The sequence below is a fragment of the Desulfosporosinus shakirovi genome (genome assembly GCF_020595055.1).
Taxonomy (GTDB): domain Bacteria; phylum Bacillota; class Desulfitobacteriia; order Desulfitobacteriales; family Desulfitobacteriaceae; genus Desulfosporosinus; species Desulfosporosinus shakirovi.
In genome coordinates, this window is sequence record NZ_JAJDOO010000053.1 from 1 (window position 1) to 23,476 (window position 23,476).

Sequence of the window (23,476 nt, forward strand, 5' to 3'; positions counted from 1 at the left end):
ATAAATGCTGATTGGCTTTAATTAAACATGAGCATTTAAACCGGAAAAGTGGCTATTTTTTGAACTTTAGGGGTGCGAAACTTTAGTTACAATTTTTGAGTAATTCTTTAAGTTTTACATTTTGATCATCATAAATGCAGTTATTAACAATTCTAAAGTCGTGAATACCGGAAGGATAACTTTATTCTTTCGAAATTCATTAATAACCGTCGTTTTAGGTACTCAATTGCTTAAAGGGGGTTTGTCGGATTTACTGGGGACACCCCTGTATGTCCTCCACCTCAGGAATGCCACTCATGAGTCCGACTTCGCGGATACTGGTGTTGGTTTCAAGGCCGATGATGAAGAATACTTTGCTCATTCACATTCCTTCCATCACAGAACTGCTATTTCCAGGATCTGGATCGCTGTTTTTTATTTTACTCTCCAACTTGAGGGAATAGTTCTCATGATTCCAGAAGCTACCATACATTTCACCGTCCGGCGTTTTGATAGGACGCTGTTCCAGGCTTTCGATGTAGCCGTCGGAGTTTTGCCTAGATACAAATTCAAGAAGTTCAGCAGGTTCCTCTCCTGAGATAACTTCTATGATCCCGGCGGCCATAACTCCCCATAGCTCACCTTCGACGATCTCCACTGACGGATTCTGATCGAGAGTTTCATCGTGGATATATTGGGCAAGGCCACGGCCGTTTTCAAAGTGCCGGTTCTCCTTTGCGATGGCGGCAAGAATTTGATCTTCATACCCTGCACCGCCTCTCTGGACGAGATATCCTCCCGCTCATCCACTGTGCAGTCATACTGAGGATAGTTGACGATCTTCAGAGGGAAAAAGATACGCATTGTTTCGTTTGCCATTTTCTTTCCTCCATTCTTCTTTTTATATGAGTCCCTAAAAATGTGCATAAAAAAGGCGGGGGTATCTTCATTTTTGAAAATACTCCCGCTAATTTTCAGAAATTAGTTATATTCAATTAAGTAAAATTGGAATTTGTCGGCTTCCGGTTGTGCTCAATATGTGAAGGTCTGTGTAGAGCTTATCATTAATGCATAGTTGCCCAGATACCGAATGCCATATCTCTTACAAATACTGTATTAGCATTTTGCCGTTCACTATTTAAACGTTCTTCCAATGTATCAATTTCAATTTCTTTTTGATTAACTACACCCAATTTGATAATACGAGGCAGCATCATTTGAACAACCCATGCAAGATCACTACCAGTTTCCAGCGTTTGTAAGACTGCTTCCGCCCTTATTTGGGTGATTGATAACCCTGCCTGCTTAAACACCGAATATAAATTCATGCCCATATGAATATTGCCACCTTCTTTTGCTACAGTATTCCAAATCCATGTTTGTACCTGTGTATGCAATGGCATTAAATCTACATCCTGGAATGACCCCACTGAATCGCTTTCTTGAAAAACAACTAATCCTTTATTCTTGAGGTAGGGCAACAGGCTTTTGATGCTAATAACTGCGTTTGGCTGAATCAAAGGCTTTGCTATGGATGATGACCGATTGAAGAATGACGGTTCTAAGTGTAATCCTTTACAATCTGATTTGCCCATTTACGAAATTGAACAGCTCGTTCATTGTTTACTTTAAAACCTACTGCAATAATCATTTGCAGATTATAATGTTTAATATTGCGTGCAACTTGACGTGAACCTTCATTTTGAACTATCCGGCATAAATCCAGTTGGGATTGCTTTTTATCATCTCCGAATAAGTCTTTATCTGAATCTCAAGGCTGCGCAGTTGCTCCGGCCCGGAGGTGCTGACGCGGCGGTAAGCGGCAACCCTGAGTTTTCTATTTTCTTTGGGTTTAGGCTGTATGATTCGAACATTCTTCATCTCAATCTTTTATTTGTGTAAGCATAGACTGGATATGACACACGTACAATTACATTTTACAAAAGAAAAGACGTGAAAGATAGCCTTCACGTCAAAACATATTTTCATATCCATCCTTGCAAACCCTTGGTATATCAGCGTTATATCCTCTGCAACAGGATTATTACCTCTATATGTGTCGGCCATGGAATAGGAAGGCAAATCTACCACATCATTTTGCCGTCTCTTTTTTTTAAACTGCTTATGCATTTTACTCTGCACAGTATTAAAAAAGCCGGTTTTATAAACGAAAGTGAGCTTGTATGGATTTGGATTCCCGTCCTCATCAATCTCGCCGATAATAACCTTTTCTACAATGCTCTCAAAGACACAGCGGTCAAAGGCTGTAAGAACTTCATTTTTTTCAAGTACTTTACGGAAATGCTCAATCCGTTTTCCCAAGTCAATTTCTTCTTTAGAAGATTGTTCCAACTGTTCCTTCTCAATTGACAAATCACCTAAGACCAATTCAAATTCTTCGTATTTTTTCTCATAGGCAGCTTTGTCTATCGTTTCCTCTAAGCGCATATCAATCAGCCTGTTGCGTTTTTGCTCTAAGGCGCGAATTTCATTTTCTATTTTATTCAGCCGTTTCTGAAAATCATTGCCGCTTAAAATGGTTTCCATTTTCTTTACAAGTTCGTCCAGCACATCGGAATTATTATAGCACAGCAGTTTGTACGATTCTACAAAAGCACCCTCAATAAGCGTTTCTTCAAGTGCTTTGCTATGAGTGCAATATTTCTTGCCCTTCTTTGTGGCGGTTACACACTGCCAGATGACTTTTTCATGAATGCTTCCGCTATGCCAATTCCGGCGCGATAAGTTACTTCCACAAAAGGCACATTCCAGTTTGCTGCTGAAAGCAAATTTCCGGCTGTATTTTTCACGTTTTCCTTTTTCAACTCCACGGCGGTTAGAACCCCTTCTGCTTAAAATCACCTGCGCCTTTTCAAAGATTTCTTCGCTGACAATGGGCTCATGGTGGTTCTTTACATAGAATTGATCTTCCTCACCATAATTATCTAATCTTCTCTTTGAAATAGGATCAACAGTAAAAGTTTTGCCCTGCAAAACATCACCTTTGTATTTTTCATTTTTTATAATGCCCAATACTGCCGTATCATGCCATTCTGTATTGCCATATTTGGTTTTATAGCCAAGCTTGGTCAGCTCTTTTGCGATTACATAAGCGCCTGCACCATCAATATACCGATCATATATGTATTGCACAATAATGGCTTCTGCTTCATTAATAGAGATACTCTTGTCGGTGGGATCATAATCGTATCCCAAACAGCTTTGAAAGCCAACCAGCTCACCGCGCTTCATTTTCATCTTTAAGCCCTTTTTCACATTGGCAGAAATGTTCTCTACTTCCTGCTGTGCTACGGAGCTTAATATTACAAGCAGCAATTCTCCGTCCATTGTCATTGTATTAATGTTCTCATCTTCAAACAACACAGCTATATTTCTTTCCTTTAACATACGAACATATTTCAATGTGTCCAACGTATTTCTTGCAAACCTTGATATGGACTTTGTAATGATCATATCAATTTTCCCATCCATACAATCGTTAATCATCCGCTGGAAATTTTCGCGCTTCGTTACCTGTGTTCCTGTTATCGCTTCGTCAGCATAAATGTCTACCAATACCCAATCTATGCGCTTTTCCACTAAGTCTGTATAATATGCAACCTGTGATTTATAGCTGTTTAATTGTTCCTCTGAATCCGTACTAACTCTTGCATAAGGAGCAACACGCAAAATATCCGTTATCTTTCCGGATGTGCGGTCAGATATTTTTCTGTTTGCCTTGATTACTTCAACTTCATGCATAATAAAGTCCTCCTTTCAGCTTTTTATTATTACGGAATCAGTATAATAATCTATCGGCTATATGACAAATGTGCAAATTAAGATGTCAGGTCTGAAATAACACCATAATCCTGCATCAGCCTGTTTTTTATCAAAGAGAATTCTTTCTCTGTAATTAATGCTAGAGCCAGTAGCTGCCCCAACATAGCAATTTGCATGCTATATCGAATCAAATTTTCCTTCATAATGATCCTCCCTTAGCAATCACCAACATTTCTTGGATTTACAGAACCAGGAGTGCGCCCTTAATTGAGTACGCATATATACTCGCACGAACAGACGCACCCCTGACCTGCATTTCTGTTTTGATTTTATTGTTTCATGGCTTTTCCGGCAGACGTTGGCTGGTCGTCCTCATAGGAATTTCACCTCTCCCAGGATCTCTGCAAGCCGCCCCCATTGCCTGCGACGGTTTTATCACGCTCGGACTGTGGCTGGACGGAAGTATCATTATCCCTCCGTATGTGTCGCCGCCTTAAATGCAACCAACATTTATTCATTGCACGGGTATTGATCGCTCGCACCTTACTTTCATCCAATCCGTAACAGCATGGGGATGGATACATCGGCTGTGATCCGACTGAGGCCGGACAGGTGGTCTTGGCGTACCTGCAATCTGGCTTTCCTTCTCAGGACATACGGGGAACGTACCGGAAATACACCTATTCAATTGTCAAAGTTCATCTGAGGGGGTAGAAGTTTTCCCTCTAATAGCCATTTCATTTTTGAGGCAAAACCGCAGGGTGTTAGAGAAAGTTTTTTAGAAACTTCTCAATATTTCTTAGTCCGCGCTCAACGGATTCTCTGACTGCGCTTTCCCTGACATCTTCTGCTTTCGCAATGGCTACCTTGCTCATGCCCAAAAAGTAATGAGCGTAAATCCGTTTGGCCTGCTTGTCCGGTAAACTGTTGATGGCGGCATAAAGCTCCTGATTTGTGACCTTTCTTTCGTAAATCTCTTCTGGAGATAATGAAAGAAACACAATCTCATGCTCAATGCCGTCGTTCCGGTCAAGGGAGTAATACGCTTTGTGTCTGTATGTACGCAATTGATAGGCGTTTTCATGCAGGTCAAAACGTTTCAGCGATAGCGCGATCTCATCTGCTACTTCAATAAAAAAGTCAGCCTGATAGAACGGGTAATAGTCCCGCAAATTGATTTTCTTCATTTCCAAACCTCCGTTTTGATTTTTTTGTGAAAAACCAAAACAGAAGGTGGAGAGCGGCAGCCTGAAAGAGACAAATACCGCTCATATTTGACATTAAAAAAGCACACCTGCCTAAAATCCGGTGCGCTCGTAGTTATAATGGAATATATTGGTAAGTTATTTGAGTTTATGTAATTTCGTGTCGATATAAAAAGCGCCGTGATCCAGTTAAGGTTCACGGCGCTTGAGCATTTTCTTATTTTTCGGTTTCTTAGTCGTTTTTTCCATAGTCGTATTTCATAAGCGTATATCATTCCATCCCCCTTAATGGGGAAACGGAATAACGACGCGTCAATTTCCAATAATCCCCATGTCATGTCACAAAGGGGATTATATCGTAGAAACTTGTCATAAACCTATAATATGCTTGTCATAAACCTATAAAATACCGCAAGTTCAGACAAAAAAACAGCTTGGTTGTCGTAATCAAGCTGTTTATAGAACTTGCTCCAAAGCCATATCAATGCAGTACCCTACATCCCGCACGGTTTTGATGTATTCCAATGTATCCTGGACAGATCGGAGTTTCTTTCTGACCCTTGCTACCAAACACCACACAGCATAATTTCCAGACACACTTTCCATTTCCTCAGCCCAAACATGCCTGTAAATCTGTTCATAAGTATATACACGGCCAATACTCGAAAATAGAAGATGGAGCAGGTCAAATTCCTTTCGCGTCAGTTCAATCTCCCTGCTCTTTAGGAACAACTTTCTATATTCAACACACACAGATATTTCGTGATATGTAATGATGGTTATAGGCTTTTCTACTTGATGGTTAAGAACAGTATACCGACGTATCATGGCTCTTCCACTCGCTACAATTTCTTCAGCAGTGGATGGATAGGCTAAATATTCATCAGCACCAAGTTGGATAGCTTCCACTTTTTCAGAGGCATTGTACTTTGGTGATAATACTAAAATTGGCATTGGCTTCATATCACGCATAAGTTTCAAGTGTGGTAGGTATTCTACGCTATCAGCGATAATTACAACAAGAAGAAAGTCAATCTTCGTTAGTAGGTTTAATGCTTCCGGCATAGATTTTACCATTTTTATGAATACATGATGCTTTAGCCACTCTTTTTGAGCTGCTTCAAAATTGCTGGGATTATTGTTTACCTCTAATATCCAAATTTCCAAAGACATGCCTCCTTTCTAAAATATAGTATCCGTCATACACCTTCTCGCGCTAAAAAATGAAAAACCCGCCACAAAAGAGGGCAGGTTTATATATGATCCTACGCGGCAGCCAGGCTATCATAGTGTTTTCTTATACACCTTAGATCCTATGGCTTTGCGTCCCTATCTTTTGATAGGTTTGCCCTTTACATTATTAACCTTTAATAAATCTTAAAAAGGAACTATATCTATCTTTTAGGTTAAAGATAGTATCAAAGAATCCAATTCTTCATCCGATAGATAAACACACTTAAATAAGAAACCGTATCAACCAATCTCACGATGTCTAAATCCTATGAGTCCCCCTACAATTAATATTCCTGCTATTAGAGTAAGAATAACAAGTGGCATAGCTGTGATGCTATGGTTTGGATACACATAAGCAAACGGTGATAAGTTAAATACAGCTTGGTTAACCTGTCCTAATTCCCAGATAGATTGGATGATCAGGAAAATCCCAAATATCCCCCAACTCAAACCTGTTGCAAGCTTTGGCAGCAACCCAAAAAGCAGAACTGCTATTCCTGCCATAACCCAAATCGAAGGAAGCTTTACTATAGATGCTCCTAAAGTTCTCGAAAGCTCACTCCAGACATCACCTGCAATTACTCCGCTGCTCAGGCCAGAAGTGATACCGATAGTGATCATAATAATGGTGGAACCTACAATGGCAAAAATAATATGGCTTACCGCCCATCTAACCCGTTCTACCGATGCTGAGAGCAACGGCTCGGCTCTCAGACTTGATTCTTCCGAACGAAGCCGTAAAACTGCAAGCAATGCATACGCTGATGTAAATAATGCCATTACAAAAAGAACAAGAGCAAAAAATGCTTCGTTGGGACCACCATATTCCTGTACCCAGCTAGCCATAGAAGAACTCTCGTTAAACATTTTAGCTACTGTTTGATTCACACTTCCAATACCGAAACCAAATACCCCCAAGGCTACTGTCCAGCCTAATAACATTCCACGCTGAAGCCTCCATGAAAGTGCTAAGGGGCTTTTAAACCTCGGTGCCGCTTCTGATCTTCCCAAACGCGGATGAAAAATCCCCTCGCCAACATCCCTTTTTGAGGACAAGATAAAAGCCGCTATAGTGAATACGAAAATAAGACACAGTATCATAGCGAAAATCCAGAACCGATCTCCCGCAAAGGGTCGTATCGCAAAGAACCAGCTAAATGGAGTTATTAAGAGCAGTCCACCTGACTCTACATTCGTATTATTAAGAAACGATAAAATGAACATAGCAGCAAACGCTGATATGGCTATACTACTAGCTGCACGTGCTCCGTCTGTAAGCTGTGCAGCAATTCCTGCCATTGCCGCAAACAAACATCCGCTCAAGGCAATCATTAATCCCATTGAGATTGATCCGGCTAACGGCAGCTTGCTGCTAAGTCCTAAGGTTATTAAAAGACCCATCACAAGATTAGTTCCAAAAGCTACTATAAGCGCAGCGGCTAAATGTGACTGACGTCCCACTACAGTTGCTCCCAATAATTCAAACCTTCCGGACTCCTCTTCGCTTCTTGTCAGTTTAATAACAACAATAATGTTAAAGATCCCCACAATAAGCTGCGAAAGAACCTTTATCTTCCAAGCAGATAACCCGGCCAAGGTCGCTGTGAGTACATGACCGTGCATTCCAATTACCACTGGGTTGGAAACGCTTTCATTAATAAACTTCAGAAGCTCTTGTTGAGTAGTAAACATGGAAGAGTAGCTGGATACAGTACCAATCGCTATCAGCGCCGGTAGCAGCAGCCAAATCATCCTTAATATTCTGTTTTGATGCAAGGCAAGCCGAATTAACCTACCTGTGCCGGCAAACTCACTATTTATCATGATTTTTCCCTCCCTTTTATTTAGTTGCGGTCGAATAATGGCGCATGAACAATTCCTCCAGGGTAGGAGGTGCACTATTCAACGCACATACTCCAAATTGCGTCAAATGATGTAATACTGCATCCAGTGCCATAGGATCAACACTGAATTTTACTTTTAAACCATCTGCTTTTACCTCATGAACACCTGGAAGTTCAGTAAGTCCTGACACAGTCTTTTTAGTTTCAACACTTATGGATGTACGTGTCAAGTGACGCAATTCATTCAGGGTTCCAGATTCTACAATCTTTCCACCCTTTATGATGCTGACTCGATCGCAAAGCGCCTCAACTTCAGCAAGAATATGACTAGACAGTAATATCGTCTTTCCTGCTTGTTTGGCTTCAGTAATGTACTGCTGGAAGACCGCTTCCATCAGCGGATCCAGTCCAGTTGTCGGTTCATCAAGAATAAACAGCTCCACATCGGATACAAAGGCTGCTATGATGGCAACTTTCTGTCGGTTCCCCTTGGAATAGGTTCGGCATTTCTTTGTCGGATCAAGTTCAAACCGTTCCAAAAGTTCAGCCCGTCTTGATTTATTCAATTCACCCCTTAGCCGTGCCAAAAGGTCAATGACTTCTCCACCGGTCAGATTAGGCCATAGGTTTACATCGCTGGGCACATAAGCCATCCGTCTATGAAGCTCCACTGCATCTTTCCAAGGATCGCCTCCGAGTAAAGCAACTTTACCACCGTTCTTGCGCAATAACCCAAGCAGTATGCGTATGGTAGTGGACTTACCAGCGCCATTTGGGCCAATAAAGCCAAATACTTCACCTTTGTGAACTTCCAGATTAATTGCGTCCAAAGCCTTGTATTTGCCATAATATTTGGTAAGCTCATTTGCTAAAATCGCATTCATTTTCAATTCCTCCTTCTTTATAATAAGATTTTCTCAGTATCTCAAAGTAGCTGTCACACTCGGCTATCAGTTGATCATAGTTGATCTCTTCCCACGTCAAGCCTTTTACTTTCTGCTGGAGCATGTCCGCAATCCCGTTCAAAGACCAGATAATCAAATCCTTTGCTTTTTGAATATCAATATTATCCTTAAATTTTGTCTCATCAATATTCTCAAATAATTTGTGAAAGCTGTTTCCTCTAATGTCTTTGCCTTTTTTATCCAGTTCAATCTTGACTTCTTGGGAATCGGTATATATGGCCGCCTGAAAAAAATCAAAAAGCTGAGGATGCTTGTGGAGCAATTCCATCTTTATAAAAGCGATTTGTCGGCAACGCACCAACATATCCTTTTCATTCATATTGATTGAACCCCAAAAGTCATCTAATATGATCTCTAAGGAATAGTCGTAGAGGTATAAAAACAAATCTTTTTTGCTGTTCACATAGTGGAACATCAATCCTTTCGAGATTCCGGCATTCTTGGCGATAATGATGGTTGAAGCTTCATCATAACCTTTAGTTGCAAACTCCATAAGTGCCGCATTGATGATTGCATCTTTTCTTTCTTTATCCAAGTTCCCTAACTTTTCTAAAGTCATGGCAAGTCGCCTCCTTTATTTTTACCATTTTGGTCAAAATTATTATATCATTCATTTACCATTTTGGTCAATAGTCTATGTGTATTTTATGAATCTATAAAATTATTTTTTTTTACATAGCACTAATATCGTCCTGGCCGGCATTGATCTGGCAATATAGGTCGCCTAATCGGGATAAGGCCAGCTTGACAGCCTCGCTGCCTAATTCACCCACCAGCAGGTGGTTATTGAGATTTTGGAGTTGTTATACCGTTATAATCCTGTATCAACATCCATGCCCAAAAGAATATACATCATCGGACGAAATTCCCCGGACAGCATTTCTTCCATAATGTCTTTTTGGTCGGCTGTAAAGCTGTATTCATCGGCCTGCTGTTCTGCGGTCTTGCTGGTGATAGTAATATGGAGGATATACTCATAGGTCGTAGAGGTTTCCGAACTGGTCGTACCATCACCGTTATCCACGGTTTCGGTTTCCGAATGTTCAATGGTTTCCACATAGTAATCAATCAGGTTCATATCCCAAAACACGGACTTGATGAGGTTAATCCGTGTCATATCAATGGCGGCAACATCCATGCCGCTTTCCTGATCCATTGCGGTCTTGACGGCGAACACAGCCACAACATCCATCCAGTTATCCACCCTGATATTGTCGGCACTGCCGGAGTGGTGGATCACCACGCTATCCACATCATCGTGATCGGCCTTAATGTTCTCAATTCTGGCGGCAAACTCAGTGTTGACCTCCTGTACCACATTAGAAATTGGCGTTACCTCGGGGTCTTTGTTTTCACTGGAAAAGAAGATGCCGAAAGGAGAAGATACCAAAGCAGCCACGGCGATTATTATTAAGAACAAGACAAGGACGGCCGAGCCTGTGCCCACTAGGGCAGCAAGCCCTTTGGCCAGCGCGGCGGCGGCTTTGACGGTCAGTTTGACCATCCTGACGGTAAATCTGGCGGCGGCTCTTACCGCCTGCGCTGACCGTTGCGCCGCTTTTGCGGTTGCCTGTGCGGTCTTGGACGCAGCTTTAGCCACAGACTGAGAGGTTTTCACTCCAGCTTTGGCAGTCTGTCCGGCGGTCTTGATTGATTTTCGCGCCGTTTTAATCGTGCCCTTGGCAGTTTCCTTTAGGGCTTTACTGCCTGAACGGGCAGACTGCCTGACGGCGCGGCCTGTGCCGCTGATGTTGGATTGGACTGTACGCCTTGTTATTTTTTCAGTCGGTCTGAACACGGGATTTTGAATAACCTGTGCTGTTTTAGTTTCAGCCCCCTGAATTTCTCTGTTGCTGATAAACCGTGCTTTCGCCCTGCTCTGAACGAACCGCCGTTTTGCCAATTCGTTCGGCTTGGAAAGGGTATATTTTCGCCTCACCATTTCCTTTGCTTTGGATTGGGTGGCTTTTTGCTGTGCTGGTTGCCTTGCCTTCGCGGGGACATTATGCTGTTCAGATACTATTTTTGTCTTTGATCGGGCAGTTTGCTTTCCTTTAGAGGAAGCCGCACTCCGGTTGCCCGCTTGGAGATTGCCAGTTTCGTGGCGGGAAGTTTGCTCCGCCGTATATCCATCGGCAACATCGGCGCGATAGGTATCCGAACGGGCATTGCGGCGTTCCTTGATTTTTTGAAAAGTCTTTTTGCCTTGATACTCAACGGAATGACCGGCTTCACGGGTGACGGTTTCCACACCTTCCTTAATCTTATCCTCCGCATATTGTGTAAAGCTGTCGTGTTCCGGCTGCTGTGTCTGTTCTGCTTGCTCCTTGGTACGGATATAGGCATTTTTCGCCCTGCGCGACACATCGGCGGTTTTATCCAGAGCCTTAATGTCCTTTATAATGGATTTAGTTTTGATTTCCTTCAATGCGCGCACCTCCTTTCAGAATATTGCTGATTGTTACCGCGCTTTTTCGGAAAGCCAGGATGTGGGGCGTTCCATGTTCCAGCAATATTCGGGATAGCGTAGCCGGATGGCTTCAAAAAAGTAGGGCGCAAAACCGCAGTCAAACAGTTCATAGGGCGCGGAATACTGTTCTTTGCCTTCTTCCGTCCAGCCGTTCCAGAGGTTAAAAGCCAAACGGCACAAGCGGCGGGTGCCGCCCGTCTGCCATGCCGACGAAAGGCCATCGGGGTTAATTCCACCGTTTTTGAAGTCAAAGAGAGTGTGTATATTGCGCCTTGTTTCCGCACATATACCCATCGCATAGAAAAACGCTCGATGATAGGCGTCGTCATTGCGTGTCTTAATAAGCATTTGAGAATAAAAGTCTTTGTGTTCCTTGTTTGCAAACCGGATAGTTTCCATTGTGTTTTCCTCCATCATAGAATAAATGAACGGCTGACCGAAAGTACGGCCAGCCGTTTGCATATAAGGTTATGTCAGATTTGCGTCTGTTCGCCCGGCTTTGTGGTCATCAGGTTATAGAGCTTGGTATTGCGCGGGAATTGGTCGGTAAAGGGCACAAGGGAACTTCCCACTTTGATAAGGCCGTTTCCCGCGTCCACGTTTGTAATGTAGGAAAGCTGAAGGTCGGAAATGTTTAAGAGCTTGGCAAGCTCGTTCCGGTCGGTGCTGGCCTGATTCAGCATGACGATAAACTCGGAGTTTGCCAACATGGTACGGGCTGTATGGCTCTGCAAAAGATCATCCACGTTCTGCGTAATGCCGGTGCAAAAAGCGCCGTACTTTCGGACGCGCTTCCAGAGGGTGAACAGGAAATTGGCGCTGTATTCATGCTGGAACAGGAGGTAGATTTCATCAATGATGATGAAGGTGTTTTTGCCCTTTGCCCGGTTCTGCGTGATGCGGTTTAAGATACTGTCCAGCACCACCAGCATCCCGATGGGGAGAAGCTGCTTGCCCAGGTCAAGAATGTCGTAACAGATCAGGCGGTTGTTCACATCCACGTTGGTGGGTTTGGCAAAGGTATTCAGACTGCCGGAGGTAAAAAGCTCGATGGCTAGGGCGATTTCCTGCGCCTCCGGCTCCGCCTGCTTCAGAAGCTCTCCGTGAAAGTCCTGCAAGGTGGGCGGGTTATCCTGATAGTTGCTTTGCAGATACTTCCGGTACACGCTGGCCGTACAGCGGTCAATCAGGGATTTCTGTTTTGCGCCCAGGTTTTGTCCTCCCATGAGTTGCTCGCACAGGGATAGGACAAATTCAGATTTTAGGATAACCGGGTTTGCACCATCGCCGTAATCCTTGCTCATATCCATTGCATTGATATGATTTTGAGAGGTCGCGGAGATATGAATAATCTCGCCGCCCATTGCTTTGACAAGAGAAGAATACTCTCTTTCCGGGTCGATTAGGATAATGTCGTCATCACTGGAAAGCATCTGGTTGACAATTTCTCGCTTGGCTGTAAAGCTCTTGCCGGAACCGGAAACACCCAAAATGAAGCTGTTGCCGTTTAACAGGTGTTTGCGGTTGGCAATAATCATATTCTTTGAAATGACGTTCTGCCCGTAGTAAATGCCGCCGCTGTGGGCGATTTCCTGCGCCCGGAACGGGATAAATACCGCTGTGCTTTCTGTGGTCAGCGTCCGTATCGCCTCAACCTTCCGCAGACCATAGGGCAGCACCGTGTTCAAGCCGTCCATCTGCTGATAGGTCAGTGTGGAGAACTGGCACAGGTGTTTTCGTGCTGTGGTCAGCAGGGTTTCCGTATCGCTGTCAAGCTGTTCCTTGGTGTCGGCAATATGCACCATTGTGAGGACCGCAAACATCATCCGCTGGTCGCGGGTGGTCAGGTCATCCAAAAATTCCTTGCTTTCCTTGCGTTGCTGCTCCATGTCATAGGGCACGACAGCGGAAAAATTGTTGTTGGAATTCTGGCGGCGCTGCCAGTTGGTGATATTGGTTTCCACGCCCAACAGCCGGTTTTCCACCTCCCGCACGGCTTCGTCCGTTGGGATTGGGATAATGTCGAGGGACAGCAGCATATTCCGGTTTAAGTCGCAAAGCTCGGATACCATGCTGTCCTTGATATAGCTGGCATATTCACGCAGGAAGATGACGCGCCCGAATCTGCTGCCCATACGGAAGTGGTCTTTTTCAAATTCGAAGGTGTCGGGGCAGATATAGTCCTTAAAGTCATGTCCTTTTCTCATGGTGTCGGACAGGTCGAAATGGAAATCCGTTTCTTCACCGGCACGGAAAAAGTCATGAAAGATTCTAAGGCGGTCGGTGGTATCCAACTCCACGCATTTGGAACCCAGGTGGGAAAAGTGGGTAATCAGGTCGGTGCCAATACGGGAAAAGTAATTGCGGGCTTCTTCAATGTTCTTCTTTACCATCGACACGGTGACATACTTATCCTGCACGATGCTGTTGGCTCCGGTGGCCTTGTCAATCAGCATTTGGTTGTACTCCTTGCGGTATTCATCCAAGGGATTATCCCGGAGGGGTATTAAGATGGAGTTTTCAAAGTCCGTCTTATTTAGACGTCGGTTATTGATGGTGATTTTGGTGGTGGCTCCGCTGTCAAAGGAATTAAGCAGTTCGGAGTAAGAAAGAAACATTGCTTCCTTATCCTCCTTGGAGGCCACCGCGTAGTTGATGTCCTCAAAGCGAAAGGACTTGGAAAACTTGTTGCCCACACGAAAAATCCCGTCCGGCCAGATGGTGCGGATCGGGATGGCCTGCTGTACGCCTTTGGGAACGACAAACTTTTCTTTGTCCTGCTTCATAATTTTTTGAAGGGTCTTAATCATGGTGCTTGTATTCCTCCTTCTCGTGATTTTCAATGGTGGATTTCAGAGCCTCGTAGTAGCTATTGGTGGGATAAAAGGTCAGCTTCTTAGGCATAAGAAACTCTGATTTGATGTACGCCCATAAAAACTGCTCCGCCGTCATGCCGTGGTATTTGATAAAACCCAGCGCTGCAAAGGGGGCGGCTCCCATAATGCACATCCAGCTTACGGTTTCTGTGCCGAAGTAGCCCCGCAGACCGAAGTAGATGCCCACGGCGATACCAACGGCCAGGACAGAAAAAATGAACTGCCGCAGGGACAGTCCAAAAAACATGCTTTCGGTATAATCCCGGATTTCCCGGTTGATCTTGACTTCCAAAATTCAATCACCTCCAAATAAAAAAAGCGCCTTGCAATGAAGCGCTGTTGGGCTGCTTGTTTTACCGTTCCTGCCGGTTTTTCCTTTGTCGTTCTTGATTCCTTATTATCTTGACAACCAATTCGTCAACCTTGCGGTTCTGCTCCATAAACGCTTCATCCTGATTGAGGGGGATACCCTTTTCCAAGGCTTCGTCGGCAAGGCTGTTGAGTTTTTCCTTCTCTATTTTCAGCTTTTCATCAAAGCTTGACTTTTTCATGCTGGACCTCCTTCGTGGCGATAACTTTTTACATTTGCACCGTTTGATATAATGGAAATATTAGACTGCATGGAAAGGAGTGTCCATTATGCCAATTGCTGCAATTATATCCCTTTGCCTTACGGCGGGATTGCTCATTCTCTCTTTTATATTCAGAGTGGCCGGAAAAATCCGGCTGACGATTCCCATCCTTTGCCTCCTGCTGTTCAGTACCGTGTTGAACAAATGGGCAGGAGAACATGAGACTTTAGCGTTCATCATTCTTTTCTCGCTGCTTGGCCTGACCGTGTTGAGCTGGATTGTGTCGCTGATAAAGGCGATACGGCGTAAACAAGACGAGAAACACTTTGAGGATGATGTCGCGTGGCAGATCCGTAGGGCAAGAGAGATGGGCGTACCTCTTGACAAAGTTCAGTTTAACGAACAGGGGGATTTGCTTGATCCACGAACAGGGGAACCTGTTGTTTATGGAGAGGGCGTTCAATTCAAGGATATATAAGGATACTGGATTTTCATTTCCGGTATCTTTTTATTATCCTGCCATTTCACGCACCACATCATTTGTCATTATCACCGCTCCCCGGTATCCCGGCTCGAAGCTTTCGGCTGCAAGTCTGTCGGCTTTCTGCCATCAAGCGGTTTGACAAAATCGACATAGTTCACGGCATAGATGGCATTGTCGTTAAGCTGCCGCTGCCACGCGCCCTCTCGCGGTGACCAATGAAATCCCTTGCGCTTCAAAACGGCACATTTTTCGCTATTCGGCTTTTCGTCGAAAAACAGTTGCAGACGATTGAGGTCATTGTTGATTACTGCCTCGCCGCCCTCAAACTTCCAGCCCTTAAAGCCGACTTCACGATTGCGCATAATCTCCCCAATCCGCTTTTGCAGGCGCTTAATTTCGGCACTGTTGCCGGAAAGATCATAGCTTGGAAAGGGCACGGTTTCCCACGGGTGGGTTGTTGTTTTAATTCTTCTGTCGATTGTCTCCGCCAAAGTATCAGACATATCGGGCGCACCCTTACAGGTTCCATATTTGCGGTAATAAGTGTTGACTTCTTTCATGAACGTCTGACTTTTTTGACAGGCTTCCAGCTTCTCATTCAGTTTTTCCAAAGCATTGGGGTCGCTGCTTGAAATCACATGATTACTCATTTTTGTTTTCCTCCCATTTGAAAATTATAGTCCCATCATTTCTCGCACCACCCGGTCGGCCATTTTAACAGCGCCTACCAGTACCAGCATGTTAAAAATCAACTCCCCGATATAGGCCCAGACCATTGTTACGGCGCTAGCGCTGGTATCCACCACCGGAGGAGAGGACGCAAAGACGGAAAAGATAACACATGCCAGCACAATAATCGCCCCCTCCAGACACACGGCGGCGTAGCCTTTCAAAAAGGCTTTGCCGATACTCTGGCTCGGTTCTCCCGCGAAGGAGGACAGAGGAACGGGGGCGATTGCCGTGTAAAGATATAGCTTAAAAAATCGGCCATAGACCGACATGATCATAATGAAGGACAGTACCGTAATGAACAGTCCGCCGATGAGCGTCACTGCCCAAAGGGGGATGCTCTCCCAAAAGCTGCAGTCTTCAATGGCTTGCACAATTTCAACTGGTAAAATAGCGTCCGTCGTTGTTCCAAAGCCTGCACTGCTCATGATGGTGGAGATAATCCCTTGCACGATGTTGAACAGCGCCATCATAAGCTCCAATCCGTAGGTGACAACACCCTTTGCCAAAGCAAAGCGTATGAATAGCTTCAGGGCGTGTTCCGGTTTTTTCACCTCCGCGAAGCTGCCACAGGTCTTGACCACGCCAATGACGAAGAACAGCACCAGCAGGGCAAGACCAATGGCCTGCAATGCTCCGTGGATATCCACAATGACGTTCCAGATGCCGCCGCCCTTAAAATCTGTGGGGGATTGGGTGACGATCTGCCAGATTTCCGCCAGCTTATCATTCCATGTTTGTAGGGCATTGTTAAGATTATCAATCACCCAGTTGCCGCTTCCCAAATAAACTCACCTCATTTCAACGGCAAAGCCCGCGCATGAAACGCGGGCCTGCCTTTGTGATCGTTACCGGCATGGTTCATTCCTGCCGGGCACTTTGTCCCTGATGATGCCATACTTGTCATCCACATAAAAATGATTGACAAACGGGTTGTAGATCGCATGGCACTTTACGCCGTTATAATCGGCAAGATAATCGTTAGCGCCGATTTTCTTGTGTATCGTGGCCTCCCGAAGCTCCCCGTCAAGGGAATGGATGTGCATCTTTTCTATAATTGGGAATTCCATTTTTACCTCCTGTTAGCCTGTAATGAGATCCAAAATCTCTTTCGCAAAGGTGATGATAACACCGCCCGCAAGGGTCAGAAAGCCGTTTGCTCGCTGCGACGGGTCGTGGGATTTGAGCGAAAGACCGATCTGCACAATTCCGAAGCCTAAGAGAATCATGCCAATAGCTCGGATTAGTCCGAAAATGAAGTCGGACAGGTTGTTGATCACTTGAAGAGGGTCGTTTGCTGCGTATGCAGGGGTGACAAAAAGGGCCAGCATCAGCACCAGTACGCAGTAAATGATAAAACCTCTTTTACCTTTCTTGGATAGTTTCATAAAATCATTCCTCCTGTTTTTATTACTGGGATAAGGTTTCGAGTTCTTCCTCGGAAAGAAGCTCGTAATCGCTGTCCTCGTTGATGGTTACGGCTTTCCAATCTATGGCGTTTTCCGTACCGCCGTGCTGGAACGGTTTGCCGCTGCCGTCAGCGGTCAGCTTCACGTTGGGATGTTTGAGAATATCAAATTTATCATCCTGTATGGCCCGTTCGCCCCGGATAAAGAGCAGGGCGTAACGGTTATCCAGCATCCGCACCTCGTCAGGGGTCAAAAGCTCCCGCCCTGATAACTGATAATTGGTGGAATAGCTTCCGTTTCGTCCCTTGCTCTGTCCGTAGGTGTTCATGTCGATGGTTTCCTTACCTAAAAGCTCAGAAACATACTTATGTGTGCTTTGTTCATTGCCGCCCAAATACAAAAACTCGTCGCAGTTGCCGACAATAGATTCCCATGAGTCTTTAAACAGAGCCTTTAACTGCGCCAGGTTTTGCAGGATGATGGACACGGATATTTCTCTTGAGCGCATGGTGGAAAGGAGTTTGTCAAATTCATCGGGCAAAGCGACGTTTGAAAATTCGTCCATGACAAAATGGACGTGGAGGGGCAGCCTGCCGCCGTGGATATGGTCAGCCAGATAGTAAAGCTGTTGGAAAAGCTGCGTATAAAGCATTCCGACGATAAAATTAAAGCTGCTGTCATTGTCGGGAATGACGGCAAATAGCGCCGTTTTTTTCTCACCGATAGAGGGCAGCTCCATTTCATCAGTTGTGGTAATGCCGGCAATGGTGGATAGGTTGAACTTTTCCAATCGGACGCCTAAACTGATTAAAATTGATTTGGCGGTCTTGCCCGCCGCCAGCTTGAATATGTTGTACTGTTTGACCGCCAGATGCTCCGGTTCCCGCATGGCAAGCCGCTCAAACAACTCATCAAGGGGACTTTGGTAAGTTTCATCGTCCTCCCGCACCTCGGCGGCGGCGATCATTTCCATGACCATCGGGAAATTCTGTTCATTCTTTGGAGCTTCATAAAGAAGATAGAGAATAAGCGCCTCCAAAAGCGCCGTTTCGGAACGCTCCCAAAATGGGTCGTTGGTGTTGGAACCTTTGGGTGTGGTGTTGCGGATCAGGTTGGTGACCAGCTTCAGTACATCCTTGTCGTCCTTTAAGTAGGCAAAGGGATTGTAACAGTGGGACAGGTGCATGTTGATTAAATCCAGCACCTTGATTTCATAGCCCTTGGCCTTGAGCATATTTCCGGTATCCCTTAAAATTTCTCCTTTGGGATCAAGAATGACAAAAGAGGTATTGGCCTGCATGACATTGGGTTTAGCGTAAAACCTCGTTTTGCCGGAGCCGGAACCGCCCACTACCATGACATTCAGATTTCTTTTGTGCTTCCTGCCATCCAAACCGATGCGGACGTTTGGGTCAGGATTTTGTTTTTCTGTGAGTCTTTATCCCGGTATTTCTTGCAGACAGCCGCCGCGCCGCCCCAGCGGGCGCTGCCATGTTCCTCCCTGTGCCGGTAATTGCGTTTGGTAGAAAGATAAATCCCAATTCCCATACCATAAGCGGCGACAAAGAGCAGGATGCACTTTGTCGTATTGTCCACCCAATGGATGTTAAACGGGTCGTACATTGCCGCCGTGAGGTTTTGAAGAATTTCGGGAAGTCCGCCGGAAAGAGAGGGGGCGGTTAGCAAGGCTGCCCACACCACAGGAATTAAAAAAAACGCAAAGAGTATCAGGTTACTCCTTGCGTTTTCATCGCGCCTCATCATGGCTCCTGCTCTTTTGCTTTTTGGTCGGGGCGTCTATGGTTTTGAGAAGCAGGTCGTCCACGGCATCGGTGGGACGCTGTTCTTCAATCAGGTCGTTTCTAAGTTCATTGAGTGCATTCACCATGACACCATGCTCATATCCGTCAAGGGTGATTACTCGTTTTTCCTCCTTCATGGTTGATTCCTCCTGTCATCGTTCCGGCTCCTGCCGTTTTTGCTGCCGCTGCTGGTTAAGCAGGCGGTTCATCCTGCTGGAAATTTCTCCTGCGGCCTCCTTGATGACGGACAACTCGGCGCGGATCACCTGCGGTTCCAGAGCAGACAACATCTGGGGAGCGCCCTCAAAGTGGTAAAAGCCGCCTGTTTCCACACCATACTGCTTGCAAAGCATGTAGGAGGCACAGTAAGCATGTAAGCCATGCTCGGAACGGTTGTAGTTACCATCACCCGTGTCCATTTCCGCGTGGGCCAGCTCCTGGGAAAGCGCGCGGAAAATACTGCTCGCGTCCATGCCGCGCCGGACCTGGATTTCCCGCGTGTCCGGCTGGTACAGGGCGTTCACGCCGCTTGGCAGGGTTTCGCTGATACGAATGGGCACAGGCGCGTGATCCATCAGCGCCTTGAGGCGGGTACGCTCGTCGGGATAGGATGGTGTTTCCCGCTTGCGACTGTTACCGGTCTGAGCGATGTCAAACATCTTTTTGGGGTTGTAGCTGATGCCGGTGGTGCCATCGTCGCGCTGGTATTCTTCGCCAGGTTCCAGGATGTAAAAACCGGATTCCTTTTTACGGATGTACGCGCCTTGCTCCTTCCATGTATCAAAGTCCGCAATACGGGTGGCTGTAGGTTTCTGCGCAAGGATTAACAGGGAGTTGGAAACGCTGTAACGGTCGAAACGGCTCTGTACATCCAAATAGCCCTGAAACTTTGCGCCGTCCTGCGATACGGCACCTGCCGTGTCGTCAATCATGGTGTATACTGTTTCCCGCTGCTCCTGCTTTTTCTGTGCCCACGCCTCCTTGTCAAAGGGCTGATCGCTCTGGGGGGCGGGCTGCTCGTTTTCATGCCGGAAAAGATCATCATAATTACTCATAGGAATTTACCTCTCTTTCAGTTTTTTAGATTTGGCCTTTGATTTCGGCCTGTTGGATTTGGCAGGCGGCTTGGTGGATTTGGATTGTTCCCTGGTCTGTTCGCGCTTGGGTTCCGCTTGCTCCTTTTGCGCCTCCCGGATTTCCTTCAGTTCCTGACGGACAGATTTCCGTTCCGGCTCAATCATACCCTCGGCGGATTTCCCGCTGCGCTCGGAGGTAGGCTCGGACGGAAGGGGTTTCTCCGTCTTTGCCGTCGTGGGGTTTGGGTTGTCGATTTGCTCAGGTACAGGTTCAGCTTGTTGGAGTGAAGGCTCCGGCTGGTCAGGCTGTGTCATGAGTTCATCCAGAAAATCGTCCGTACTTTTTTCGGCGGGCGTTCCTTTCTCGGCAGGGGCCTTTTCATCGGGCGTTTTCTCCGCTTGCTTGGCGGCTCTGGATTTCTGAATTTCGCTCTTGATGCTTGCGGTATCCACCGTCGCCAGCTTGAACCTCTCAACGATGCGATTGATTTTGGAAGCGTCCTCGGCCCGCACCATGATGTCGCACATCCCGTCCAGGCTTTTTTTATCCTTCAGGGCACAGTAAAGGACGCCATAGCGTTTGGCTTCATAAGTAAATTGCTTTAAGTCCTCATTTTTGACTGCAAAGACTTTTAGCTCCTTACCGCTGCGTAAAAGGCTTTCCAGACGGGTTTTGCCTTTGGTCTTTTTCTGGTCTTTCAGCACGGCATAAAGATAAGTGGCAAGGTTTTTCGCGCCCTCGCCGGAGATTTTAGCAAGCACCTCAATCCCTTTAAGGCTCATATTGACGATTTGATCCGCTGCGTCGGCTCCGCTGTTCATAGGTCTTTTCCTCCTTTCGTTGCTCAATTTCCTCCTGCTTGATCCGGGACAGCTTTTCCTTGATCTCCCAGGAACGGGACAGGATGCCCGTACAAAGCTTCACCTCCTTGCGTAGCAGGGAGAGCTCTTTGGAAAGCCCGGCGATTTGCTCCTTATAGACCGATACCTTTTCCTCGTCCTTGCACCGGCGTATTTGGTTGTAAATGGCTTTACGGTCGGCATACAGGGCGCTTATTTCCTGCTCCACGGCGGACTGATATGTGAAAAGCTGCTCTTTGCTAGAAATATGGTGCACGCAAAGCAGCTTGGTTTGCGCGGTGATTTCCTCCAGATGCCGGAGGTCTTCGCGCAACAAAAAATGCGTCCTTTTGTTGGACGCACGTTTGTGAGGCAAAATCCCCATCTTATATAGGTAGTGGAAGTATAACGCCTGCAGGCCGGTTATCTTTTTCACTGTATTGATGGAGCCTTTGAGGGTACAGCGTTTTCGCTTCGGCTCCGGCAAGGGTGGGAGCCGCTTGGGGTTTCGGTTTTGCAGGATGCGCTGTTTGATGGCTTCTTCGGCGTAGTCATCCCCCAAAGTCTTTAACCGGACAAAACGCTCCTTTCCCGGAGGGCGTACCGCCATATATTTCACGCCAGTTTTCACCTCATAGCCCTGTTTTCGGAGGGCGGCGATAAACTGAGTAAAGGTCATGGAGGTATCAATGGATTTGTCAACATCCTCCCGGATGAGGCCCCGCCAGGTAGGTTTGTTTTCCTGCTCGGCCTTCCATTCGGCATAATGCTTGGATTTGCCCCGCTTCGGGTTTTCAATGACGGAAAGAGAATATTCCCGGCACAGCCGGTCGGAGGTCTGCCGCATGAGGGCATAAGTGGCATTGTTGTCGTAATACCGCTTGCCGTCCATGAAGGATACGGAGTTCAGGACAAAATGATTATGAATATGCTGTTTGTCAAGGTGAGTGGAAACTACTACTTCGAAGCGTTCGCCCCATAACTCTTTTGCCAGTTTCATACCGATGGCATGGGCAGTTTCCGGGGTGGCCTCTCCCGGCGCAAAGGCTTGGTAGCCATGAAAAGCCAGAATGCCGTCCGTCTTTTGAAATTGGAGCTTAGTCCGGCTCATTTGCTGGCAGACGGTGTCTGGATCACAGTTGATGCCACTGACATAAAACTGCTTTTCTGTCTTAGCATCCTGCTGAGTATAGTCCAATACATTCCGCAAGCCCTGAAAGTCGGGACTGGAAAAATCAAGGTTCTCTGTCTTTTGGGGGTTGGTGGCATAGTCGATCACCCGATCAAGGCGGTCGGTTACATCCCATATCGCTGTGGTTGCCATCGCTATTCCTCCTTTCCGGGGCTGTGACCGCTGCTTGAATTTCTTGTACGGTTCGTTTGATTCGGTTGGCTTCATACTGAAATACTGTCGTGTCAATATGCCCCGTAGCATTGGCCTTTGCCGCGATCTGGTTCAGGTTGCTGCCAATAGCATGAAGCTCGCGTATCATGGAAAAGTAATCTGGAGGGGGCAGTTCCTTGGGCATATAGCCATTGATAAGAGAACGAATAAATGCTTCCTGTGAAAGTCCTGATTTCTTCACCTGTTTAGCAAGGTTCTGTTGTTCCTGGGCATTTAGCCGGACAAGGATTGAGATTCTCCGTTTTCTCATCGTTCAGACTCCTTTCGTACAGGGCACAAAAGCGCAGCGTCCTTCAATAATTAACACCTCGATTCTTCATTAAAACAGGAGTGAAGCGTAAGGGGTATTAGGGGCAGAAACCCCTAACAAGCGAATTTGGCTATCCAAATTCAGTGCTTGCTACAACACAAGACAGGGGTCTTGTGTTGTGAGTGGGTGACGATTGTTCTCAAATACAACTGGCCGAAAAAGAAAGAGCAGGAGGTTATCGCTCCTGCCCACGGTGCCGTTGGCTTTTGTTACAAACGTCCATTTCTTTTTCCTTTGTGGTAAAAGACTCCGCATCGAGAATAGAGACTGAATTACTGTATGCTTTGTGTACCATGACTTCGGACTTCACACAGCCTAAATGGTCGTGCAAAGTGTTATCTCTTTAATTTCCGTCCAATAGGTTTTCATATGGTGATTCTCATTTATGGGTTTGGTAAAAAGAAAAGGCGTTGATTTCTCAACGCCTATAAACGCCTACTATAATGGTCTAGGAAAACTCGACAAGATTTTCTGAAAAGATAATGAACCTGATA

General features: G+C 45.8%; 26 protein-coding genes, 2 pseudogenes and 1 riboswitch. Of the genes and pseudogenes, 1 reads left to right on the forward strand and 27 read right to left on the reverse strand.

Annotation, left to right across the window (positions count from 1 at the left end):
• Positions 1-361: 361 nt before the first annotated feature.
• The 17 genes and pseudogenes from LJE72_RS26935 to LJE72_RS24200 all read right to left on the reverse strand — a co-directional run bounded on the left by LJE72_RS26935 (position 362) and on the right by LJE72_RS24200 (position 14,906).
• Positions 362-604 carry a hypothetical protein gene (locus LJE72_RS26935; protein ID WP_449508560.1) on the reverse strand — a complete coding sequence of 81 codons (243 nt, stop codon included), beginning with the start codon at positions 602-604 and terminating at the stop codon, positions 362-364.
• A complete protein-coding gene (locus LJE72_RS26940; protein ID WP_449508561.1) occupies positions 586-858 on the reverse strand; it encodes a hypothetical protein in 273 nt (90 codons plus the stop codon). The genes LJE72_RS26935 and LJE72_RS26940 overlap by 19 nt, the downstream gene beginning before the upstream one ends.
• 185 nt (positions 859-1,043) lie before the next feature.
• A complete protein-coding gene (locus tag LJE72_RS24130) occupies positions 1,044-1,574 on the reverse strand; it encodes a hypothetical protein (RefSeq protein ID WP_229250552.1) in 531 nt (176 codons plus the stop codon).
• Positions 1,544-1,693, reverse strand: a pseudogene (rhuM, locus tag LJE72_RS24135) (RhuM family protein); the annotation flags it as partial. The pseudogene rhuM and the gene LJE72_RS24130, both read right to left, overlap by 31 nt.
• Positions 1,687-1,860 (reverse strand): hypothetical protein, encoded by a 174-nt coding sequence (locus LJE72_RS24140; RefSeq protein WP_229250554.1) that lies wholly within the window; start codon positions 1,858-1,860, stop codon positions 1,687-1,689. The gene LJE72_RS24140 and the pseudogene rhuM, both read right to left, overlap by 7 nt.
• A gap of 9 nt (positions 1,861-1,869) precedes the next feature.
• Positions 1,870-3,741 (reverse strand): recombinase family protein, encoded by a 1,872-nt coding sequence (locus LJE72_RS24145; RefSeq protein WP_229250555.1) that lies wholly within the window; start codon positions 3,739-3,741, stop codon positions 1,870-1,872.
• A gap of 77 nt (positions 3,742-3,818) precedes the next feature.
• Positions 3,819-3,965: an SHOCT domain-containing protein gene (locus tag LJE72_RS24150; RefSeq protein WP_089284438.1), complete on the reverse strand. Its 147-nt coding sequence runs from the start codon at positions 3,963-3,965 to the stop codon at positions 3,819-3,821.
• Positions 3,966-4,526: 561 nt separating this feature from the next.
• The gene (locus tag LJE72_RS24155; RefSeq protein ID WP_229250557.1) at positions 4,527-4,949 is read right to left on the reverse strand and encodes an RNA polymerase sigma factor; all 423 of its coding nucleotides are present in this window, start codon (positions 4,947-4,949) and stop codon (positions 4,527-4,529) included.
• Between the two features lie 474 nt (positions 4,950-5,423).
• Positions 5,424-6,134, reverse strand: a complete 711-nt coding sequence (locus tag LJE72_RS24160) for a response regulator transcription factor (protein ID WP_229250558.1) — start codon at positions 6,132-6,134, stop codon at positions 5,424-5,426.
• 101 nt (positions 6,135-6,235) lie between these two features.
• A riboswitch (cyclic di-GMP riboswitch) is annotated at positions 6,236-6,327 on the reverse strand.
• A 113-nt stretch (positions 6,328-6,440) separates the two neighbouring features.
• Positions 6,441-8,024, reverse strand: coding sequence for an ABC transporter permease (locus LJE72_RS24165; protein ID WP_229250559.1), 1,584 nt, complete (start codon positions 8,022-8,024; stop codon positions 6,441-6,443).
• Between the two features lie 16 nt (positions 8,025-8,040).
• A complete protein-coding gene (locus LJE72_RS24170; protein ID WP_229250560.1) occupies positions 8,041-8,928 on the reverse strand; it encodes an ABC transporter ATP-binding protein in 888 nt (295 codons plus the stop codon).
• Entirely contained in the window at positions 8,906-9,568 is a 663-nt protein-coding gene (locus LJE72_RS24175; RefSeq protein WP_229250561.1) for a TetR/AcrR family transcriptional regulator, read from the reverse strand. The genes LJE72_RS24170 and LJE72_RS24175 overlap by 23 nt, the downstream gene beginning before the upstream one ends.
• 252 nt (positions 9,569-9,820) lie before the next feature.
• Complete coding sequence (locus tag LJE72_RS24180) at positions 9,821-11,437, reverse strand: hypothetical protein (RefSeq protein WP_229250562.1); 1,617 nt, start codon at positions 11,435-11,437, stop codon at positions 9,821-9,823.
• Positions 11,438-11,470: 33 nt separating this feature from the next.
• Positions 11,471-11,878, reverse strand: a complete 408-nt coding sequence (locus LJE72_RS24185) for a DUF6075 family protein (protein WP_229250563.1) — start codon at positions 11,876-11,878, stop codon at positions 11,471-11,473.
• 74 nt (positions 11,879-11,952) lie between these two features.
• Positions 11,953-14,289: a VirB4-like conjugal transfer ATPase, CD1110 family gene (locus LJE72_RS24190; protein WP_229250564.1), complete on the reverse strand. Its 2,337-nt coding sequence runs from the start codon at positions 14,287-14,289 to the stop codon at positions 11,953-11,955.
• Positions 14,282-14,647: a PrgI family protein gene (locus LJE72_RS24195; RefSeq protein WP_229250565.1), complete on the reverse strand. Its 366-nt coding sequence runs from the start codon at positions 14,645-14,647 to the stop codon at positions 14,282-14,284. The genes LJE72_RS24190 and LJE72_RS24195 overlap by 8 nt, the downstream gene beginning before the upstream one ends.
• Before the next feature lie 61 nt (positions 14,648-14,708).
• Complete coding sequence (locus LJE72_RS24200; RefSeq protein WP_229250566.1) at positions 14,709-14,906, reverse strand: hypothetical protein; 198 nt, start codon at positions 14,904-14,906, stop codon at positions 14,709-14,711.
• A gap of 88 nt (positions 14,907-14,994) precedes the next feature.
• On the opposite strand from LJE72_RS24200, the gene LJE72_RS24205 reads away from it, so the two are divergent.
• Positions 14,995-15,405 (forward strand): hypothetical protein, encoded by a 411-nt coding sequence (locus LJE72_RS24205; protein WP_229250567.1) that lies wholly within the window; start codon positions 14,995-14,997, stop codon positions 15,403-15,405.
• A gap of 71 nt (positions 15,406-15,476) precedes the next feature.
• Here the strand turns inward: LJE72_RS24205 and LJE72_RS24210 are convergent, their stop codons facing one another.
• The 10 genes and pseudogenes from LJE72_RS24210 to LJE72_RS24255 form a co-directional block, all read right to left on the reverse strand.
• Positions 15,477-16,061 (reverse strand): DUF3560 domain-containing protein, encoded by a 585-nt coding sequence (locus tag LJE72_RS24210; protein ID WP_229250568.1) that lies wholly within the window; start codon positions 16,059-16,061, stop codon positions 15,477-15,479.
• Between the two features lie 24 nt (positions 16,062-16,085).
• Positions 16,086-16,925, reverse strand: a complete 840-nt coding sequence (locus LJE72_RS24215; RefSeq protein ID WP_229250569.1) for a hypothetical protein — start codon at positions 16,923-16,925, stop codon at positions 16,086-16,088.
• Between the two features lie 63 nt (positions 16,926-16,988).
• Complete coding sequence (locus tag LJE72_RS24220) at positions 16,989-17,210, reverse strand: hypothetical protein (protein ID WP_229250570.1); 222 nt, start codon at positions 17,208-17,210, stop codon at positions 16,989-16,991.
• A gap of 12 nt (positions 17,211-17,222) precedes the next feature.
• Entirely contained in the window at positions 17,223-17,528 is a 306-nt protein-coding gene (locus LJE72_RS24225; protein ID WP_229250571.1) for a TrbC/VirB2 family protein, read from the reverse strand.
• A gap of 22 nt (positions 17,529-17,550) precedes the next feature.
• Positions 17,551-19,310 (reverse strand): annotated as a pseudogene (locus LJE72_RS24230) (VirD4-like conjugal transfer protein, CD1115 family).
• Positions 19,297-19,488: a hypothetical protein gene (locus LJE72_RS24235; RefSeq protein WP_229250573.1), complete on the reverse strand. Its 192-nt coding sequence runs from the start codon at positions 19,486-19,488 to the stop codon at positions 19,297-19,299. Before LJE72_RS24235 ends, LJE72_RS24230 begins: the two are co-directional and overlap by 14 nt.
• A gap of 15 nt (positions 19,489-19,503) precedes the next feature.
• Complete coding sequence (locus LJE72_RS24240; RefSeq protein WP_229250574.1) at positions 19,504-20,406, reverse strand: ArdC-like ssDNA-binding domain-containing protein; 903 nt, start codon at positions 20,404-20,406, stop codon at positions 19,504-19,506.
• A 6-nt stretch (positions 20,407-20,412) separates the two neighbouring features.
• On the reverse strand, positions 20,413-21,249 hold the full coding sequence (locus LJE72_RS24245; RefSeq protein ID WP_229250576.1) for a PcfB family protein: 837 nt from the start codon (positions 21,247-21,249) through the stop codon (positions 20,413-20,415).
• Complete coding sequence (locus LJE72_RS24250) at positions 21,200-22,591, reverse strand: relaxase/mobilization nuclease domain-containing protein (protein ID WP_229250578.1); 1,392 nt, start codon at positions 22,589-22,591, stop codon at positions 21,200-21,202. Before LJE72_RS24250 ends, LJE72_RS24245 begins: the two co-directional genes overlap by 50 nt.
• Positions 22,551-22,922, reverse strand: a complete 372-nt coding sequence (locus LJE72_RS24255; RefSeq protein WP_229250580.1) for a plasmid mobilization protein — start codon at positions 22,920-22,922, stop codon at positions 22,551-22,553. Before LJE72_RS24255 ends, LJE72_RS24250 begins: the two co-directional genes overlap by 41 nt.
• Positions 22,923-23,476: the final 554 nt, after the last annotated feature.

Excerpts from the sequence above, each read along its gene's own strand:
- LJE72_RS26935 (WP_449508560.1), bottom strand. The coding sequence starts at position 604 with ATGGCCGCCGGGATCATAGAAGTTATCTCAGGAGAGGAACCTGCTGAA.
- LJE72_RS26940 (WP_449508561.1), bottom strand. The coding sequence starts at position 858 with ATGGCAAACGAAACAATGCGTATCTTTTTCCCTCTGAAGATCGTCAAC.
- LJE72_RS24130 (WP_229250552.1), bottom strand. The coding sequence starts at position 1,574 with ATGGGCAAATCAGATTGTAAAGGATTACACTTAGAACCGTCATTCTTC.
- LJE72_RS24140 (WP_229250554.1), bottom strand. The coding sequence starts at position 1,860 with ATGAAGAATGTTCGAATCATACAGCCTAAACCCAAAGAAAATAGAAAA.
- LJE72_RS24145 (WP_229250555.1), bottom strand. The coding sequence starts at position 3,741 with ATGCATGAAGTTGAAGTAATCAAGGCAAACAGAAAAATATCTGACCGC.
- LJE72_RS24150 (WP_089284438.1), bottom strand. The coding sequence starts at position 3,965 with ATGAAGGAAAATTTGATTCGATATAGCATGCAAATTGCTATGTTGGGG.
- LJE72_RS24155 (WP_229250557.1), bottom strand. The coding sequence starts at position 4,949 with ATGAAGAAAATCAATTTGCGGGACTATTACCCGTTCTATCAGGCTGAC.
- LJE72_RS24165 (WP_229250559.1), bottom strand. The coding sequence starts at position 8,024 with ATGATAAATAGTGAGTTTGCCGGCACAGGTAGGTTAATTCGGCTTGCC.
- LJE72_RS24170 (WP_229250560.1), bottom strand. The coding sequence starts at position 8,928 with ATGAATGCGATTTTAGCAAATGAGCTTACCAAATATTATGGCAAATAC.
- LJE72_RS24175 (WP_229250561.1), bottom strand. The coding sequence starts at position 9,568 with ATGACTTTAGAAAAGTTAGGGAACTTGGATAAAGAAAGAAAAGATGCA.
- LJE72_RS24185 (WP_229250563.1), bottom strand. The coding sequence starts at position 11,878 with ATGGAAACTATCCGGTTTGCAAACAAGGAACACAAAGACTTTTATTCT.
- LJE72_RS24190 (WP_229250564.1), bottom strand. The coding sequence starts at position 14,289 with ATGATTAAGACCCTTCAAAAAATTATGAAGCAGGACAAAGAAAAGTTT.
- LJE72_RS24200 (WP_229250566.1), bottom strand. The coding sequence starts at position 14,906 with ATGAAAAAGTCAAGCTTTGATGAAAAGCTGAAAATAGAGAAGGAAAAA.
- LJE72_RS24205 (WP_229250567.1), top strand. The coding sequence starts at position 14,995 with ATGCCAATTGCTGCAATTATATCCCTTTGCCTTACGGCGGGATTGCTC.
- LJE72_RS24210 (WP_229250568.1), bottom strand. The coding sequence starts at position 16,061 with ATGAGTAATCATGTGATTTCAAGCAGCGACCCCAATGCTTTGGAAAAA.
- LJE72_RS24220 (WP_229250570.1), bottom strand. The coding sequence starts at position 17,210 with ATGGAATTCCCAATTATAGAAAAGATGCACATCCATTCCCTTGACGGG.
- LJE72_RS24225 (WP_229250571.1), bottom strand. The coding sequence starts at position 17,528 with ATGAAACTATCCAAGAAAGGTAAAAGAGGTTTTATCATTTACTGCGTA.
- LJE72_RS24235 (WP_229250573.1), bottom strand. The coding sequence starts at position 19,488 with ATGAAGGAGGAAAAACGAGTAATCACCCTTGACGGATATGAGCATGGT.
- LJE72_RS24240 (WP_229250574.1), bottom strand. The coding sequence starts at position 20,406 with ATGAGTAATTATGATGATCTTTTCCGGCATGAAAACGAGCAGCCCGCC.
- LJE72_RS24245 (WP_229250576.1), bottom strand. The coding sequence starts at position 21,249 with ATGAACAGCGGAGCCGACGCAGCGGATCAAATCGTCAATATGAGCCTT.
- LJE72_RS24250 (WP_229250578.1), bottom strand. The coding sequence starts at position 22,591 with ATGGCAACCACAGCGATATGGGATGTAACCGACCGCCTTGATCGGGTG.
- LJE72_RS24255 (WP_229250580.1), bottom strand. The coding sequence starts at position 22,922 with ATGAGAAAACGGAGAATCTCAATCCTTGTCCGGCTAAATGCCCAGGAA.